Genomic DNA, 16,420 nt, shown 5'->3' on the forward strand with positions numbered 1-16,420 from the left:
AGCGCCATAGAGCCCTACGACTTTACAAGACACCACTACTTTAACATAAAGAAAAAGTAGTGAGTACTCTCTCCCGTCGGAGATTTCTTCACTACTAATCTTAGTATGTTTGTCAACTGTAGTGGGTGGCAGTGAGGGAAATCAGTCTTAGCTAGCAAAAATCAAACCGCAAAAAAAGCCATCCCGATTTCTCGAAAATGGCTTTGTATCAACATTCTTTGTAATGTCAATACGGTTCTTATTTGAGACCGTATTTTTTGTTGAAACGATCCACACGTCCATCTGCTTGAGTGAACTTTTGACGTCCAGTGTAGAATGGGTGTGAGTCTGATGAAATTTCGACACGGATCAATGGGTAAGTTTCGCCTTCGAATTCAACAGTTTCGTTAGAACGCTTAGTTGAACCGCTAAGGAACTTGTAGCCAGTAGTAGTGTCCATGAATACAACTGGGCGGTATTCTGGGTGAATGTCTTTTCTCATTTTTAAAAAATCCTTTCTGCCATGGTCTCTTTGCGAGCCATAGATTCGTTACTTTGATAGTTTATCAAATTATGCTCCATTTGACAAGCCTTTTGGATGATTTTCTTACTTTTTTGCAGTTTCCTTTAATTTTTGGTAAATCAATTCTACTTCGTCTTTTGAAAAGGCCTTGGCGCCGCTGGCAAGTGGGTGGCCACCGCCGTGGTGTTGCTTAGCAATCTCATTGATTGGGGTGAACTTACTGCGCATGCGGACACGGTAATGTCCATCCGATTGCTCGACAAAAATTGCCCACATCCGAACATCTTCGATACGTCCAGGGGCAGCTACGATAGCTGAGGTATCTGCATCTGTCAGGTGATTGTCTTGTAGTAGTTGCTGTGATAGGATAATCCGCGCAGCACCATTTTCATCGATTTCCAAATTATCATAAACATAGCCTTGTAGTTTGGCAACTCGATAAGTGATGGAATCCATTTTACGGGAGAGCTCTGAAAAATTAAAGGGATATTGACGGAGTTTTGCAGCTACTTCAAATGTGCGGGAACTGGTAGCTGGATAAAGGAATCGTCCTGTGTCACCGACAATTCCAGCATAGAGGAGCTTAGCGATATAGTCATTTACCTCTAAGCGGTTTTCAAAGGCGAAAAGAGCGATAATCTCGCTGGCGCTGCTGGAAGCTGTATCGACCAGACGAAGATCTCCGTAAGCATCATCGTTGGGGTGATGGTCAATTTTAATCAAGAAGTCCCCCTTATTGTAGCGCTGATCATCAATACGGGGCGTGTTAGCCGTATCACAAACGATTACAAGGGCCTGTTCATAGTCAGCATCTGTCACTTGATCCATCTTGGCCAGCCAGGTAAGGGTTGGCTCGTCGTAACCAGCTACTTTGATAGATTTTTCTGGGAAGTTGAGCTGGAGGAGTTTCTGCAGACCGACCTGACTGCCAATAGCATCTGGATCAGGCCGCACATGACGATGGATGACGATTTTATCGTATTCCTTGATTTTCTTCAAAATTTTGTTGTAGGTATTCATAGCTAACCTCGTAGACTTTCTCTATTTATTATAGCATAAGATTTTTTATTTTTAAAATAAAAAAGATGTGTTATAATGAATGAAGATTAGAATTTGGAGGAAACTATGACCTTAGCGAAAATTGTATTTGCCAGCATGACTGGAAACACCGAAGAAATTGCCGATATTGTGGCGGATAAGCTAAGAGAACTGGATGTAGAAGTTGAAGTGGATGAGTGTACCACTGTCGATGCAGAAGATTTCTTGGAAGCAGATATTACGATTGTAGCGACCTATACTTATGGTGACGGCGAGCTGCCTGATGAGATTATGGACTTCTATGAAGACTTGTCTGGACTAGATTTGTCTGGTAAGGTCTATGGAGTGGTCGGTTCAGGCGATACTTTCTATGATGAATTCTGTAAAGCTGTAGATGATTTTGATGCAGTTTTTGCTGGCACAGGTGCTGAAAAAGGTGCGGAAAGTGTCAAAGTGGATTTGTCAGCTGAGGAGGAAGACATTGAGCGTCTGGAAGCTTTTGCGGAAGAGTTGGTTAATAAAGTTTAAAATGATAAATATGGGAAGCGGCTACGGCCGTTTTTGTTTTGCACAACTCTTATTTTCTGACAATTCTCATGATTAGGAGTATAATATAGGTAAGCGCTATCCATAGTACAAAGGAGGACCCTCTATGAAAGAACGCGACTATGCCTTTGGCTTTCATGATGATGTTAAGCCGCTCTTTTCAACTGGTAAAGGTCTGACCGAAGAAGTAGTTCGAGAAATCTCAGAAATCAAGAATGAACCTCAGTGGATGCTGGACTATCGTCTGCACTCCTTGGAACTCTTTCATAAGCTACCCATGCCCGACTTTGGCCCTGATTTGTCAGGTATTCGTTTTGATGACATTATCTATTATCAAAAGCTGACCGGAGAGAGAGCTCGCAGCTGGGATGAAGTGCCAGATGAGATTAAGAAAACCTTTGAACGTTTAGGTATTCCTCAGGCTGAAAGGGAGTTCCTATCTGGTGCAGTGGCCCAGTATGAGTCGGAAGTGGTTTACCACAATATGAAGGAGGAGATTGCCAAGCAAGGCATTATCTTCACTGATACGGACACAGCTGTTCAGGAATATCCAGACTTGGTCAAGCAATATTTTGGGACAGTGGTTTCAAATGCAGAACATAAGTTTGCTGCTTTAAATGGAGCTGTTTGGTCGGGCGGCACCTTTATATATGTGCCCAAGAATGTTCAGTGCCAAATTCCTGTTCAGACCTATTTTCGTATCAATAGTGAAAATGCTGGCCAGTTTGAGCGCTCCTTGATGATTATCGAGGAGGGATCATCTATCCAGTATATCGAGGGTTGCACAGCACCGACTTATACGACCAACAGTCTGCATGCTGCGACAGTCGAAATCATTGTCAAAAAGGACGCTTTTTTCCGTTATACGACCATTCAAAACTGGTCGGACAATGTCTATAATCTCGTAACGGAGCGGGGCATTGTCGAAGAAGGCGGCACCTTGGAGTGGATTGATGGTAACTTAGGCAGTAAGGTCAATATGAAATATCCTTGCAGTATTCTCAATGGTCGAAATGCAAGAACTTCTGTCCTTTCCATGTCTTTTGCAAACTACGGTCAGCATTTGGATGCGGGCTGCAAGGTCTTTCACAATGCCCCTAAGACATCCAGTACCTTGATTTCCAAATCAGTGGCCAAGGATGGCGGCAAGACGGACTATCGTGGTCAAGTTCGCTTTGGCAAGAATAGTGCTGGCTCCAAATCTCATATCGAGTGTGATACCATTCTCATGGACGGCGAGTCCAGCTCTGACACCATTCCTTTTAATGAAATCCATAATTCCAATGTTACTTTAGAACACGAAGCCAAAGTCTCCAAAGTGTCGGAAGATCAACTCTATTACCTGATGAGCCGAGGTATCAGTGAAGAAGAAGCCACGGCTATGATTATCAACGGATTTATGGAACCTATCACCAAAGAACTGCCTATGGAATATGCTGTTGAACTCAACCAACTCATCAACATGAGTATGGAAGGCTCAGTTGGTTAAAAAGGTTCGGGGAACCTTTTTAATCTGTAGATAGGGACTCGCCTTTGCGAGTTCCCCTTAATCTAAGGTCCGGGGGACTGTTTTAGGTTGTGGATAAGCGCTCGGTTAAGCGAGTGCTCTTTAATAAGGTTCGGGGAACCTTTTTAATCTGTAGATAGGGACTCGCCTTTGCGAGTTCCCCTTAATCTAAGGTCTGGGAGACTATTTTAGGCTGTAGATAAAAACTCGTTTTAATTAAGGTCCAGAGAACCTTTTTAATCTGTAGATAAGAAAACCGATAGTAGTCGGTTTACCTTGAGATAAGCCTAACGGGTATTTTTAGGTTGTGGATAAAAACTCGCTTCTGCGAAGTTCCCTTTAATCTAAGTTCTGTGAGCCTGTTTTAGGTTGCGTATGGGAGGCAAAATCAAGTGAGATAATAGGAATTTTCAATTATTTGACCTTGCTGTTAATTTGGAGTAATGCTAGAACATTTTCCTAATTTTTGATATGATAGATAGAACACAAGGAGGAAGCTGATGAATTTAGAAGAAATTAGACAGGAAATTGACCGAGTGGACGATGCCCTAGTTGCCTTGCTGGAAAAGCGCATGAATCTAGTTGGACAAGTAGTGGATTTTAAAAAATCGACTGGAAAGGCTGTTTTGGATAATAAGCGCGAAGAAGTGATTGTTTCTAGGGTTGCGGATAAAGTGGAAAACAAGGACTACCAAGCAGCCATCGTTGCGACCTTTTCAGATATTCTGAAACATTCTCGTACCTTTCAGAAGCAGCAAATCAGATGAAGGAGATAAAAAACTCACTGGCTATTTTCTTGGCAGCCATGCTAGGCGGCTGGCTTCGATATCAGGCTTCTTTATTGATTACATTTACAGGGCATTTTCCACTGGCCACGCTTTTAGTCAACTATTTAGGAACCTTCCTACTAATCTATTTGATTAAAGGTTATTTAACAAGCAAGCAGGTTACCAAACGTTTGCTCCTAGCTTTGTCGACAGGATTTTGTGGCGGCTTGACGACTTTTTCGGGTCTTCTTTTAGACTCACTCAAATTGCTGGATTTAGGCCGTTATCCGGAATTATTCGTGTATTTATCCTTGAGTATCGGCGGCAGCCTTTGCATTGCTTTATGGGCTGGAAGGAAGGTGGCCGCATGATTTGGTTTTTGCTCGTTGCTTGCGGTCTAGGAGCTCTTGTCCGTTACTTTTTTTCTAAGGTCAATAGCAGAGCTGCTCTGCCAGCAGGCACCTTGATGGCTAATGTACTGGGAGCTTTTTTGATTGGATATTTTTATAATCATATCCAAGATAAGCAACTGTATAGCATTTTGGCAACAGGTTTCTGTGGCGGTTTAACAACTCTTTCCACCTTTAATGCTGAATTAGCAGAGCTGTTTTCAGATAAGAAGAAATTTAGCCTCTATCTGATGCTGACCTACCTTTTAGGATTTTTGGCGATTCTTTTAGGAATTTTCATCTAAAAATCTTTACATTTTTTAAAATTTTGATATAATATACTTTGTGCCTAATGGAAGCACAAAAAAAACGGCTAATCCGCTGCGGTCCAGAACCTTAAGATTAGTAAGATAGGAGTAGAAAAATGAATCCATTAATCCAAAGCTTGACTGAAGGTCAACTTCGTACTGATATCCCTGCATTCCGTCCTGGTGACACTGTCCGCGTTCACGCGAAAGTTGTCGAAGGAACTCGCGAACGTATCCAGATCTTTGAAGGTGTGGTTATCTCTCGTAAGGGTGCTGGCATCTCAGAAAACTACACAGTTCGTAAGATTTCTAACGGTGTAGGTGTTGAACGTACTTTCCCAATCCACACACCACGTGTTGATAAGATTGAAGTCGTTCGTTACGGTAAAGTTCGTCGTGCTAAATTGTACTACCTTCGTGCATTGCAAGGTAAGGCAGCGCGTATCAAAGAAATCCGTCGCTAATTTTAGAAATGACTCTGTCACTTGGCAGAGTTTTTCTCTAGTCCCCTTAGTTCAATGGATATAACAACTCCCTCCTAAGGAGTAGTTGCTGGTTCGATTCCGGCAGGGGACATATGTTATATTTAAATAACCCTTGAAAACACTGGATTTTCAAGGGTTTTTAGTATCTAGGCCCCAAATCTGCTCCAAAAGTTTCAAAAATTTTTCTTACTCGATTATGATTTTTTCTTTTTGTTGTTCTAACTGATGGATGTAGACTTCTAAAAGCTCAAAACAGACTGACATATCGAAAACTAGAAAGATAATGAAAGCGAGCTGTATACAGTTGGTCGCGGAATCCTTAATGCCTCACTTTTTGCGAAAAAATTGAAGAGGAGCGTAGACAAGTGGGTGTTCATCAAATCAGTCTAGAACAGCTACAACAAGCTCATTTTCTTCTGGTATTAGTGGAAGTCTTCAGTCGAAAGGAGTCAGATGGCCTGCCGTCATTACCGAGTAACGAGAGTAATATCAGTCTTTATAACTGCAGATATGGAGATATAGAAGAATGAGAAATGAGTGCTACAGCAAATACTGTAGCGTTTTTTAGTAGAAAGTAACAAAAATCCTCATTATCTATTGAATTTTTGAATGTTTAAGTTTACAATGATATTAATATAGTGTTCTAAATATGTTCCTATGAAGATTATCAGTGGATTTTTATTAAAGCCAAATACTTATAGTATAGCTGATTAGTAATGTCTTTATTTATATGGTCACTTTGATAAAGGATTCGTTTCCTAGGACTACTATATTATACTTTTAAATATTCTGTCTATAATCTTTCAGAAATTATTTTTTCTAAAAAATGAAAGCGCTTTAATTTCTGGGCGATTTAATCTAAATTAGAAATTTAAGGTTGGATTATTTTCCCAACATTAACACTAAATGAAATGAGGATAAAAATGATAAAAGCTCATTATAATCGTGATACGAACGAAATGCAATCGCTAAAAATACATTTAACGAATGTTGCTGAAAGTGGAAGAAAAGAAGCGGAATCTTTAGGACAGGGTGATGTACTTTTTTTACTAGGCTTATATCATGACTTAGGTAAGGCAAATAAAGCTTTTCAAGATAAATTGGAAATGCACCCTAACAAGCATGTTGATCATTCATCTGCTGGAGCTATCTATCTCTTTCAGAATATACAAGCTTGTTTAAAAAAATCAAGTGTTCCGTTAGCAGACAGGGTACTTTTTCAAGAGATCAGTGCCTATGTCATTTCAGCTCACCACGGTATGTATGACATTCCTCTGCAAGATGAAGGTGTTCAAGCAGAGCAATTTGCATTCAATAAATTAAGGCATAGAATGATAGAATGCATGAAGAATGATTCTTACCAAGAAGATATTCTACCTTTTGCTCAAGAATTGGAAGATAAATTAAATGATTATGGTTACAAAGATTTAAACGATTTAATCGAAAAAGCATTTGCAAATTACCAGCAAGCCTGGCCTAAACTTAGTTGGTCTGATGAAAGTGAGAAAGAATATTATAGTGGTTGTTTTATTCGGATGTACTTATCTTTTTTGAAGAATGCAGATATACTAGATACTATCAATGCTTATGGCTTACTCATTGAACCTTTAAAAGACGAAGAAAAACAAAAACTAAATGAGTCTTATCTTGAAGCTATTGAGCGAAAATATCGTAGCTTTAGTCATCCCACTACAAGACTTAATGAGATTCGTTCACAAATTGGTGAACGAGTTAAGAGTAGGGGTGAAAAAGATTCAACGGGAATCTATCGTTTGGATCTGCCAACTGGCGCTGGAAAAACGAATCTTAGTATGAGATATGCCTTTCATCAGTTGGTTGATCAAAATAAATCAAGATTTTTCTATATTACACCATTTTTATCTGTCCTGGAGCAAAATGCTTCTGAAATTAGGAAAGTAATTGGCGAGCTAGGTGTTTTAGAGCACCATTCCAATGTTGTTAAACAGACTGACGATAATGATGAGAAAGAAGCTGCTATGTCTAACTATCTTATTGAAAGTTGGGATAGTCAGACTATTCTTACGTCAATGGTACAATTTTTTCAAACATTATTTAAGACAAAGTCAGCAAACATTCGTCGCTTTTCAAGTTTAGCTAATAGTGTTTTGATTTTAGATGAAGTACAATCTTTGCCTATTGAGGTGACAACTTTATTTAATTTAACCATGAATTTCTTAAATAAAGTTATGAACACGACTATTATTTTGTGTACGGCTACACAGCCGGCTTATGATTCTACTGCAATTAAACATAAACTTTCTTATGGAGGAAAATATGGTGAAGCTGCTGATATTGTTGAGTTAACTCATGACGAAAAAGAAGTCTTTTCAAGAACAGAACTTAGAAAATTCGATGAAAACAATCAACATTCGAATCTGTCAGATTTAGTAGATTTTGTACTGGGAAATGATGAGTCTATTCTTGCGATTTTTAACACCAAAAAGACAGTTGATAAATTCTATATGATGCTTGAAGGATTGACTGATAGACCTATTTATCAACTTTCGACTAATATGTGTGCTCAGCATAGATTAGACATTATATCGGAAATTAAACAGCATCTAAAAAAAGGAATACCTATTATTTGTATTAGTACACAACTAATTGAAGCTGGAGTTGATATTGATTTTAATCGCGTCATTCGATCTTATGCAGGTGTTGATTCAATTGTGCAAGCTAGTGGACGATGTAATCGTGAAGGTAAACGTGATAAAGGTCAAGTTACCTTAGTTAATCTCACAAATGAAGAAGAAAATATCTTATCACTTAAAGAAATAAAAGCTAAGAAAGACGCTACAGAATATATTCTACATAAGATTTCATCACCTATTGAAATGTCGCTTTTAAATCGGGATTTTTTTGAATATTATTATGCTAATAATCAAGGTTCGATGGATTATCCTTTGTCGCACGGTGAATCCGTTTATGACTATTTAAGTGTAAATTCATATCAAGATAAAAATAATTTTAAAGGAAAGTTAAAACAAGCCTTTAAAACTGCTGGTTTGAAAATGAATCTAATAAACAATGACACAGTAGGGGTGTTGGTTCCGTATGGAGACGCTATTGAGAAGTTGTTGGTTTTAGAAGAATTGTGTGAATATGATTACCCATCTGTTGAAGACTATCAAATAATAAAAGCCCTTTTAAAGGAATTGCAGCCCTATACGGTAAACGTTCGTAAGCACGATCAAGTGCTTGAAGCGACAAAATCATATCTGAACGGCCAAATTCAGATACTGTCAGATGGTTATTATGATGAGAAAAAGGGGATCACCCTAGAGTCAGGAAGTTTCCTGATGTAACAGTTAAAAGAAAACAGGCCAACGAGAGTCAGTAGAGGACTTCGTTGGCCTGTAATTCAGCATAAATAAGCACTAAATATAATTTCAATCCACATAGATAGCACTATGATGGCTAGATTATATCAAAATTGATTCATATAATCAACAGCTATTTTATAAATACTAAATATAGAAAGAAAATAATTGACTTTTGAAGTTTCAAGTGCTAAGATAGGTTTATAGAATCACAGAAGGAGGTTTTAACCTTGTACAGATCAAGAAATTTCTATGCGAAAATACGTGGTGAACAGGCTCTCTTTACAAATCCCGCAACTAAAGGAGGATCAGAGAGATCATCGTACTCAGTTCCTACTAGACAAGCTTTGCAAGGCATAGTTGATAGTATTTATCATAAGCCGACATTCATAAATATTGTCACGGAAGTTAAGGTTGTTAATCAAATTCAGACAGAGCTACATGGTGTTCGTGCTTTGTTACATGATTACAGTGCGGATTTAAGCTATGTTTCATATTTGAGTGATGTGGAGTACTTAGTGAAATTCCATTTCATTTGGAATGCAAATCGTGAAGATTTAATGCAAGATAGGCTACCCAACAAGCATGAAGCTATTATGGAGCGTTCTATTCGAAAAGGTGGACGACGTGACATTTTCCTCGGCACAAGAGAATGCTTTGGCTTAGTCGATGAAATTAGTCAGGAAGAGTATGAAAACACCCCTTCTTACTACGATGGTATTACCATTGATTTAGGTATTATGTTTCATTCTTTCTCCTATCCAACAGATGAAATAACTCCATTAAAGTCGTATTTCACTAAAACAGTAATGGAAAATGGAGTGGTTAAGTTTAAGCCTCAGTCTGAGTGTGAGATTGTAAATACTTTGTCTAGTTACGTATTTAAGGTGCCTGGTCAGATTAAATCAGTTGACGACGAGTACAAAGAATACGAAGTCATGGAGAAAGGGGAAAGCTAATGGATTTTTTTACTTCTCTCTTAAAAGCTTATGAAAAAGCAGAAGAAATTGGATTAGTTGACCAACAAAATGGGGAAAATCCTGTTTTGCTTCCGCTCTATCATACTAGTTTGAAGTCAAACGGTAAAAATATTATTTCAGTTAAATTGGATCAGGATGGGAGTTTCTATAAGGCAGAGGTCATGGCTGATAATCAAACGATTATATTTCCTGTGACTGCAAATTCTGTAGCAAGATCTGGTAGCAATCCTGCTCCACATCCTCTTGTAGACAAGTTTTCTTATTATATATCAGAAGTGAGTCAATCACAATATGATGATTTTCATAAACAATTAGCTAGTTGGATTGCTTACTGTGAGGAAGCTAAAGTCAAGGATTTTTTGATGAAAATTCAGCAATTTATTCTCCAAACAGATTTTCTAAGTAGTATTCTTCAGTCTTTATATGGTGATAATTACCAAAGGAAGGGATTGAAAATCACCTATTCTGACTCTGATGGAAAAAAAAAGACTGTTGATTTATCAGCTTATTTCTTAGAGTTTTCAATTGTACAATTTCATGGCTTTAAAGATGAATCAGTGACTAGCTACAAGGCATTACACCAATCCTTTATTTCGTTTATGACTGCTAATCAGGATAATTTGAGAACATGTAATATTAGCGGACGAACGGAGCAAATTACCAATAAGCATCGAGGACTGATGGGGAATGCTAAAATTATTTCAGTTAGTAATAAAGGAGAGGCCTATAAAGGGCGCTTTAAGGAGCGGGAAGATGTTTTTAGCGTTGGCTATGAAACTTCAGAAAAAATTCATTTAATGATTAAGTATCTGCTGGAAAATAACAACAGCAGTACTTGGCTGGGATCGTCACAATATCTCATCAACTGGTTTAGCGATGATTTAGCGAATGAGAGTCAATTGGATATTGTTAAGCCGGTTTTTAATGAATTATTTGAAGATGATGAAGATGAAAAAGATAGTCTTGTTTTCATTAAACCGAACGAAGAAAACAAGAATATAGGATCTTCGTTTATTAAAAGGCGAAAATTGTTTGGCAATGATGCAACCTACTATGTTGCAATACTAAATAAAACAAGCAATGGTCGTATTGCTTTAAAATATTTCCGTCAGGTTCAAGTTTCACAGTTATTAAAAAATCTGGAATCATGGCAGGAAAACTACTCTTGGGAAGCAAAAACTAAAGCAGAAGATTATAGACTTAAAACGCCTACTTTTAATGAGATTATTAATGTTGCCTACGGTGTTGATAGGGAGCGTTATTTAGAGTTAGATAATGATTCTTTCCGTAGCGATCAATATCAGCAATTAGTAACTGCTTTGATTGATGGAAATCCCATGCCCAGTACTATCGTTAAGAAGTTAGAAACGAATATTAAACAGCGACAAAAGTATCCTAATCACTGGTCTCAGGTGCAGCAAATAAGTTTAGCGATTTTACACAAACAATATGGAAGGGAGTTTAAACCAATGTTAGACCACGAAAATACCAATCGTTCCTACCTTTTTGGAAGATTATTAGCTATATTTGAGCTAATTGAAACTCAGCGATATCGAATAGATGGTAATAATCAGGAAAGAGTTACAAATGCCGAGAGGTACTGGAACGCCTATACCAGCCAGCCTGCCAAGTTAATGATGAATTTGACAAATAAAATTAAACCTTATGAAGAAACTGTAAAGTTAAATGCTCATGGAATTTTTAATAAATTGGATAAAGAGCGAGCAGAAATTGTCCGATTACTCAGCCCCCTAATGGCAAAGAAGGATATCAATGATCCCTTGGATTATCAATTTATTTTTGGTTACTATGCTGAAAAGCAGTTCTTTTATACAAAACAAGAGAAAAATGAAAGCGAGGAATAGCAGATGTTGGAACACAAGATTGATTTTATGGTCACGGTTGAAGTGAGGGAAGCTAATGCAAATGGAGATCCCTTATCAGGAAATATGCCAAGAACAAATGCAGCCAATCAAGGTTTAATCAGTGATGTGGCCATCAAGCGCAAAATCCGCAATCGGATGCAGGATTTTGGCTACACCATCTTTGTACAAGCAAATGATCGCATTGAGGATGGGCTTAATTCACTTGAGAAACGGTTCAAGACTCAATTTACAGGAAAAGAATCAGATGAAGAAATTAATGAAAAAGCGAATCAATTATGGATGGATGTCCGTTCGTTTGGTCAAGTGTTCACTTATCTAAAAGATCGCTCGTTTGCTATTCGTGGACCAGTTTCTGTCAGCATGGCTAAATCTTTGGATCCAATCATCATCTCTAGTTTACAGATTACTAGAAGTACAAATGGTGTCGAACCTAAAAAAGCAGGTGGACGTTCATCTGATACGATGGGAACTAAGCATTTTGTGGACTATGGCGTCTATGTCATCAAAGGTTCGATTAATCCAAATTTTGCTGAAAAAACAGGATTCTCTAACGAAGATGCTGAAGTTATTAAGGAAGTGCTCGTTAGTCTTTTTGAAAACGATGCGTCATCCGCTCGTCCTGAAGGTTCTATGCGCGTGAGGGAAGTCTTCTGGTTTACTCATTCTAATAAGTTAGGAAATGTTTCCAGTGCGCGTGTTTTTGATTTGATTGAATATGACAAAGAAAAACAGGATAAAGATAATTACGATGACTACAGCATTCATCTTAATCAAGAAAAATTAGCAGAATATGAGGCTAAAGGATTGAAAGTTGATATCATAGAAGGGTTGTAATATGGCGTATGCTGAAAGCGACTATTTGATGTTATCTGGTATTCAGCATTTCCAATTCTGCAAGCGCCAATGGAGTTTGATTCATATTGAGCAGCAGTGGGCTGAAAACGAAGCGACAGCTCATGGGCAGATTTTGCATCAAAAGGCGGACAATCCTTATATTAAAGAGAAGCGAAAGGATGTCATTACCTCACGAGCCATGCATGTCTCATCAAAAGAGCTTGGTCTCTATGGGATATTAGATGTGGTTGAATTCCATAAGGATGAAAAAGGAATTCCGCTAAAAGGAAAACGTGGCAAATGGCTTCCTGTCATTATTGAATATAAGCGTGGAAAACCTAAAAAGGATACTCGTGACATTGTTCAGCTGGTTGCTCAAACGATTTGTCTGGAAGAAACTCTTGAGTGTGCAATTGATTATGGTTATCTTTATTATCATAGTGTAAATCAAAAGAAGCTAATAGAAATCACTTCTGATTTACGAAAAGAAGTAGCTGAGTTGGCTTGCCAAATGCATGAATATTATGATAAAAAGCTTATTCCAAAAGCTGAGTATTTTAAAAACTGTCAGTTATGCTCCTTAGTTGATATTTGCATGCCGCGTTTGAGCAAAAAGGCGCGCAATGTTGACAATTATATTTTCCAAGCACTAAAAAGTGAGGATAGCTTATGAAAAAGCTGCTTAATACTCTATATTTGACTCAAGATAATTTTTATTTAACGCGTGAAAGAGACAACATCGTTATCAAGCAAGAAGGTAAAGTTATCAGTCGTTTCCCGTATCGAATTATTGATGGCATTGTTTGTTTTTCTTATTTAGGAGCGTCTCCTTCTTTGATTGAATTATGTGCTGAAAATCAGATTAATTTGTCCTTTCATACACCACAGGGACGCTTTTGTGGACGATTTGTTGGGCAAACAAATGGGAATGTTTTGTTAAGGAGACAGCACTATCGTTTGGCGGATGAAGAACAATCTCTAGAATATGCAAAACGTTTTATTCTTGCTAAGATTTCAAATTCTAGAAAATATTTATTGCGTTTCAAGCGTGACCATCGGGATCGGATCGATAGCCGTCTCTTTGAAGAAGTGAATACAGAATTGACGTGGGCATTGGAACAGGTTCAAGCAGCTGAAGACAAGGATTCTCTTTTAGGAATTGAAGGTCAGGCAGCAAACCAATATTTTCGTATTTTTAATGATTTAGTATTAACTGATAAGGAGACTTTTCAGTTTAACGGGAGGACCAGGCGGCCTCCGTTAGATTGCGTTAATGCTCTGTTATCTTTTGGCTACAGTTTGTTAACATATGAATGCCAGTCTGCTTTGGAAGCAGTGGGGCTGGATAGTTATGTTGGCTTCTTCCATACGGATAGACCAGGTCGTGCTAGCTTAGCATTGGATTTAGTCGAAGAATTTCGTGCTTATATTGTTGATCGCTTTGTCTTTTCTTTGATAAATAAAGCTCAGTTAAACAAAAAACATTTTGACTTTAAAGAAAATGGAAGTGTCATATTAACTGAAAAAGGGCGTAAAATCTTTATTGAAGCCTGGCAAAAGCGGAAACATCAGGAAGTAGAACATCCTTTTACTAAAGAAAAGGTGAAATTGATGTTACTGCCCTATGTCCAAGCACAGTTATTGGCCAAGACAATCCGTGGGGAATTGGAATCCTATCCACCATTTTTGATATAGGAGTTGGTTTATGATGGTATTAGTGACATATGATGTCAATACAGAAACGGCACGAGGCCGAAAGCGATTGCGTCACGTGGCGAAACTGTGTGTGGATTATGGACAGCGTGTTCAGAACTCGGTCTTTGAATGCTCGCTGACTCCAGCAGAATTTGTAGAAATAAAGGCTCAACTTTTGAGTATTATTGACACTGAGTCTGACAGTATTCGTTTTTATTTGCTAGGAAAAAACTGGCAAAATCGTCTAGAAACGATTGGACGTGATACGAGTTATGATCCTGATATAGGGGTATTACTCCTTTAAATAGTTTAGTGTGAATAGTGGTTGCTCATAAAAAAGCAGGCCTTTCGCGCAAAAAACAAACAAAAATAAGGCAAAAATTCGAAATTCTAGAAGAGTTTTCTTTCCTCGAAAGATGATTTTTGCCTAAAACAGTGCAACTACGCGCTGTCGCTCCCTTCACGGGAGCGTGGATTGAAATAGTGATTATAATGCTACTTGGATCATTCACATCTCCGTCGCTCCCTTCACGGGAGCGTGGATTGAAATAAAAAGGCAAATCCCTCTTTTTTGGAGAAGGTAAGTCGCTCCCTTCACGGGAGCGTGGATTGAAATGAAACTGGGTTAAACATCAAGAAGATTTGTTTCGTCGCTCCCTTCACGGGAGCGTGGATTGAAATAAAAGATGCCAAACCGCTTGAAATATGGGATTATGTCGCTCCCTTCACGGGAGCGTGGATTGAAATAAAGGTTTTGAAAAAATCATAACTGATAATGCACGTCGCTCCCTTCACGGGAGCGTGGATTGAAATAAAGAGCACACGGATATAATCAAGGCGGAGAACATGTCGCTCCCTTCACGGGAGCGTGGATTGAAATCCGACCAAGACAGCGTCCACCTCTATCTACTAGCGTCGCTCCCTTCACGGGAGCGTGGATTGAAATATGATTTCGGCGGCCCTAAAGAGACCATCGGGAAGTCGCTCCCTTCACGGGAGCGTGGATTGAAATTGCGTAGGGTGAATGGTCGGATAAGAGCTGTCTTGTCGCTCCCTTCACGGGAGCGTGGATTGAAATAAATAGCCAACTATACAAGCAAGCAGGAAATAGCGTCGCTCCCTTCACGGGAGCGTGGATTGAAATTTTGATTTCTGCTCTCGTCTCTTGAAAAAAGAGCGGTCGCTCCCTTCACGGGAGCGTGGATTGAAATCGACAGGAAATGTAGAAAAACAAATCCAAGTATCGTCGCTCCCTTCACGGGAGCGTGGATTGAAATATTTGAATGGCAGCATCCACATCAAATTCAGAAGGTCGCTCCCTTCACGGGAGCGTGGATTGAAATATAACGGTCAGCAAAGATTTCAAAAGGCGAACTCGTCGCTCCCTTCACGGGAGCGTGGATTGAAATAAACAGATTTTTGTGTGCTAAGTCGTGAAAATAGTCGCTCCCTTCACGGGAGCGTGGATTGAAATTGGTCAGCGGTCATTTGCGATTGTCGGCGAAGGTCGTCGCTCCCTTCACGGGAGCGTGGATTGAAATTGAATCATCAAGCGAAAAAGACTGAAGCTTACTTGTCGCTCCCTTCACGGGAGCGTGGATTGAAATCAAAGCCTGCTTAGCCACATCTGCCTTATTCATCGTCGCTCCCTTCACGGGAGCGTGGATTGAAATTAACATCTGGAATTGCTCAGCGATAACCTCGGTCGTCGCTCCCTTCACGGGAGCGTGGATTGAAATACCAGAGAAAAAGCGAGTGCATAGCCACTTTTCGTCGCTCCCTTCACGGGAGCGTGGATTGAAATCTTCCTCGGTAGTCATAAAGTGCACCAATGCTATTGTCGCTCCCTTCACGGGAGCGTGGATTGAAATCAGAAAGTGGTTGACGAGACTAGCAACACAGTCGCGTCGCTCCCTTCACGGGAGCGTGGATTGAAATCAACAATAGCGGTTTTGTCGGAATCCGTGCATGGAGTCGCTCCCTTCACGGGAGCGTGGATTGAAATTTAAATAAAATGGCCAGTCTCATCTATACAGATGGTCGCTCCCTTCACGGGAGCGTGGATTGAAATATTGAGGACAACAAGCGAAATCTCTTTGATCTTGTCGCTCCCTTCACGGGAGCGTGGATTGAAATAGAAAG

15 protein-coding genes, 1 tRNA gene and 1 CRISPR repeat array (1 of these 17 cut by a window edge) are annotated in these 16,420 nt (G+C 39.1%); of the genes, 14 read left to right on the forward strand and 2 right to left on the reverse strand.

The annotated features are described in order from the left end of the window. Positions 1 to 238: 238 nt before the first annotated feature. Together AC5FEC_RS06815 and AC5FEC_RS06820 are read right to left on the reverse strand one after the other, a co-directional pair. Complete coding sequence (locus tag AC5FEC_RS06815; protein WP_005590635.1) at positions 239 to 481, reverse strand: type B 50S ribosomal protein L31; 243 nt, start codon at positions 479 to 481, stop codon at positions 239 to 241. 105 nt (positions 482 to 586) lie between these two features. Continuing rightward, positions 587 to 1,522, reverse strand: coding sequence for a DHH family phosphoesterase (locus AC5FEC_RS06820; protein ID WP_493661711.1), 936 nt, complete (start codon positions 1,520 to 1,522; stop codon positions 587 to 589). Positions 1,523 to 1,627: 105 nt separating this feature from the next. On the opposite strand from AC5FEC_RS06820, the gene AC5FEC_RS06825 reads away from it, so the two are divergent. The 14 genes from AC5FEC_RS06825 (at position 1,628) to cas2 (ending at position 14,582) form a co-directional block, all read left to right on the forward strand. Next, positions 1,628 to 2,068, forward strand: coding sequence for a flavodoxin (locus AC5FEC_RS06825; RefSeq protein WP_493661712.1), 441 nt, complete (start codon positions 1,628 to 1,630; stop codon positions 2,066 to 2,068). A 124-nt stretch (positions 2,069 to 2,192) separates the two neighbouring features. Further along, a complete protein-coding gene (gene sufB / locus AC5FEC_RS06830) occupies positions 2,193 to 3,575 on the forward strand; it encodes a Fe-S cluster assembly protein SufB (RefSeq protein ID WP_493661713.1) in 1,383 nt (460 codons plus the stop codon). Between the two features lie 518 nt (positions 3,576 to 4,093). Continuing rightward, complete coding sequence (locus AC5FEC_RS06835; RefSeq protein ID WP_493661714.1) at positions 4,094 to 4,360, forward strand: chorismate mutase; 267 nt, start codon at positions 4,094 to 4,096, stop codon at positions 4,358 to 4,360. After that, complete coding sequence (gene crcB / locus AC5FEC_RS06840) at positions 4,357 to 4,731, forward strand: fluoride efflux transporter CrcB (RefSeq protein ID WP_148880448.1); 375 nt, start codon at positions 4,357 to 4,359, stop codon at positions 4,729 to 4,731. Before AC5FEC_RS06835 ends, crcB (AC5FEC_RS06840) begins: the two co-directional genes overlap by 4 nt. Continuing rightward, complete coding sequence (gene crcB / locus AC5FEC_RS06845; protein WP_187423847.1) at positions 4,728 to 5,054, forward strand: fluoride efflux transporter CrcB; 327 nt, start codon at positions 4,728 to 4,730, stop codon at positions 5,052 to 5,054. The genes crcB (AC5FEC_RS06840) and crcB (AC5FEC_RS06845) overlap by 4 nt, the downstream gene beginning before the upstream one ends. A gap of 119 nt (positions 5,055 to 5,173) precedes the next feature. Further along, positions 5,174 to 5,521, forward strand: coding sequence for a 50S ribosomal protein L19 (gene rplS, locus AC5FEC_RS06850; RefSeq protein WP_037618036.1), 348 nt, complete (start codon positions 5,174 to 5,176; stop codon positions 5,519 to 5,521). A 40-nt stretch (positions 5,522 to 5,561) separates the two neighbouring features. Next, positions 5,562 to 5,633 (forward strand) — tRNA-Arg (locus tag AC5FEC_RS06855). Positions 5,634 to 6,465: 832 nt separating this feature from the next. Continuing rightward, the gene (cas3, locus tag AC5FEC_RS06860) at positions 6,466 to 8,868 is read left to right on the forward strand and encodes a CRISPR-associated helicase Cas3' (protein WP_493661715.1); all 2,403 of its coding nucleotides are present in this window, start codon (positions 6,466 to 6,468) and stop codon (positions 8,866 to 8,868) included. A 245-nt stretch (positions 8,869 to 9,113) separates the two neighbouring features. Further along, positions 9,114 to 9,842, forward strand: coding sequence for a type I-C CRISPR-associated protein Cas5c (gene cas5c, locus AC5FEC_RS06865; protein WP_493661716.1), 729 nt, complete (start codon positions 9,114 to 9,116; stop codon positions 9,840 to 9,842). Continuing rightward, entirely contained in the window at positions 9,842 to 11,728 is a 1,887-nt protein-coding gene (cas8c, locus tag AC5FEC_RS06870) for a type I-C CRISPR-associated protein Cas8c/Csd1 (RefSeq protein WP_493661717.1), read from the forward strand. Before cas5c ends, cas8c begins: the two co-directional genes overlap by 1 nt. 3 nt (positions 11,729 to 11,731) lie before the next feature. Next, complete coding sequence (gene cas7c, locus AC5FEC_RS06875) at positions 11,732 to 12,583, forward strand: type I-C CRISPR-associated protein Cas7/Csd2 (protein ID WP_493661718.1); 852 nt, start codon at positions 11,732 to 11,734, stop codon at positions 12,581 to 12,583. 1 nt (position 12,584) lies between these two features. Beyond that, entirely contained in the window at positions 12,585 to 13,256 is a 672-nt protein-coding gene (gene cas4, locus AC5FEC_RS06880) for a CRISPR-associated protein Cas4 (protein ID WP_217472548.1), read from the forward strand. Beyond that, positions 13,253 to 14,278: a type I-C CRISPR-associated endonuclease Cas1c gene (gene cas1c / locus AC5FEC_RS06885; RefSeq protein ID WP_304948967.1), complete on the forward strand. Its 1,026-nt coding sequence runs from the start codon at positions 13,253 to 13,255 to the stop codon at positions 14,276 to 14,278. The genes cas4 and cas1c overlap by 4 nt, the downstream gene beginning before the upstream one ends. Before the next feature lie 10 nt (positions 14,279 to 14,288). Beyond that, positions 14,289 to 14,582: a CRISPR-associated endonuclease Cas2 gene (gene cas2, locus AC5FEC_RS06890; protein WP_217472546.1), complete on the forward strand. Its 294-nt coding sequence runs from the start codon at positions 14,289 to 14,291 to the stop codon at positions 14,580 to 14,582. A gap of 146 nt (positions 14,583 to 14,728) precedes the next feature. Continuing rightward, positions 14,729 to 16,420: direct repeats of the CRISPR family, unit length 32 nt; unit sequence GTCGCTCCCTTCACGGGAGCGTGGATTGAAAT (it continues 458 nt past the right edge of the window).

It is taken from the genome of Streptococcus sp. STC1396 (assembly GCF_058933875.1).

Bases quoted from the DNA above. Each gene is read 5' to 3' on its own strand.
- cas4 (WP_217472548.1), top strand. From the start codon at position 12,585: ATGGCGTATGCTGAAAGCGACTATTTGATGTTATCTGGTATTCAGCAT.
- cas7c (WP_493661718.1), top strand. From the start codon at position 11,732: ATGTTGGAACACAAGATTGATTTTATGGTCACGGTTGAAGTGAGGGAA.
- rplS (WP_037618036.1), top strand. From the start codon at position 5,174: ATGAATCCATTAATCCAAAGCTTGACTGAAGGTCAACTTCGTACTGAT.
- cas1c (WP_304948967.1), top strand. From the start codon at position 13,253: ATGAAAAAGCTGCTTAATACTCTATATTTGACTCAAGATAATTTTTAT.
- cas2 (WP_217472546.1), top strand. From the start codon at position 14,289: ATGATGGTATTAGTGACATATGATGTCAATACAGAAACGGCACGAGGC.
- sufB (WP_493661713.1), top strand. From the start codon at position 2,193: ATGAAAGAACGCGACTATGCCTTTGGCTTTCATGATGATGTTAAGCCG.
- AC5FEC_RS06825 (WP_493661712.1), top strand. From the start codon at position 1,628: ATGACCTTAGCGAAAATTGTATTTGCCAGCATGACTGGAAACACCGAA.
- AC5FEC_RS06815 (WP_005590635.1), bottom strand. From the start codon at position 481: ATGAGAAAAGACATTCACCCAGAATACCGCCCAGTTGTATTCATGGAC.
- crcB (WP_187423847.1), top strand. From the start codon at position 4,728: ATGATTTGGTTTTTGCTCGTTGCTTGCGGTCTAGGAGCTCTTGTCCGT.
- crcB (WP_148880448.1), top strand. From the start codon at position 4,357: ATGAAGGAGATAAAAAACTCACTGGCTATTTTCTTGGCAGCCATGCTA.
- cas8c (WP_493661717.1), top strand. From the start codon at position 9,842: ATGGATTTTTTTACTTCTCTCTTAAAAGCTTATGAAAAAGCAGAAGAA.
- AC5FEC_RS06820 (WP_493661711.1), bottom strand. From the start codon at position 1,522: ATGAATACCTACAACAAAATTTTGAAGAAAATCAAGGAATACGATAAA.
- cas3 (WP_493661715.1), top strand. From the start codon at position 6,466: ATGATAAAAGCTCATTATAATCGTGATACGAACGAAATGCAATCGCTA.
- AC5FEC_RS06835 (WP_493661714.1), top strand. From the start codon at position 4,094: ATGAATTTAGAAGAAATTAGACAGGAAATTGACCGAGTGGACGATGCC.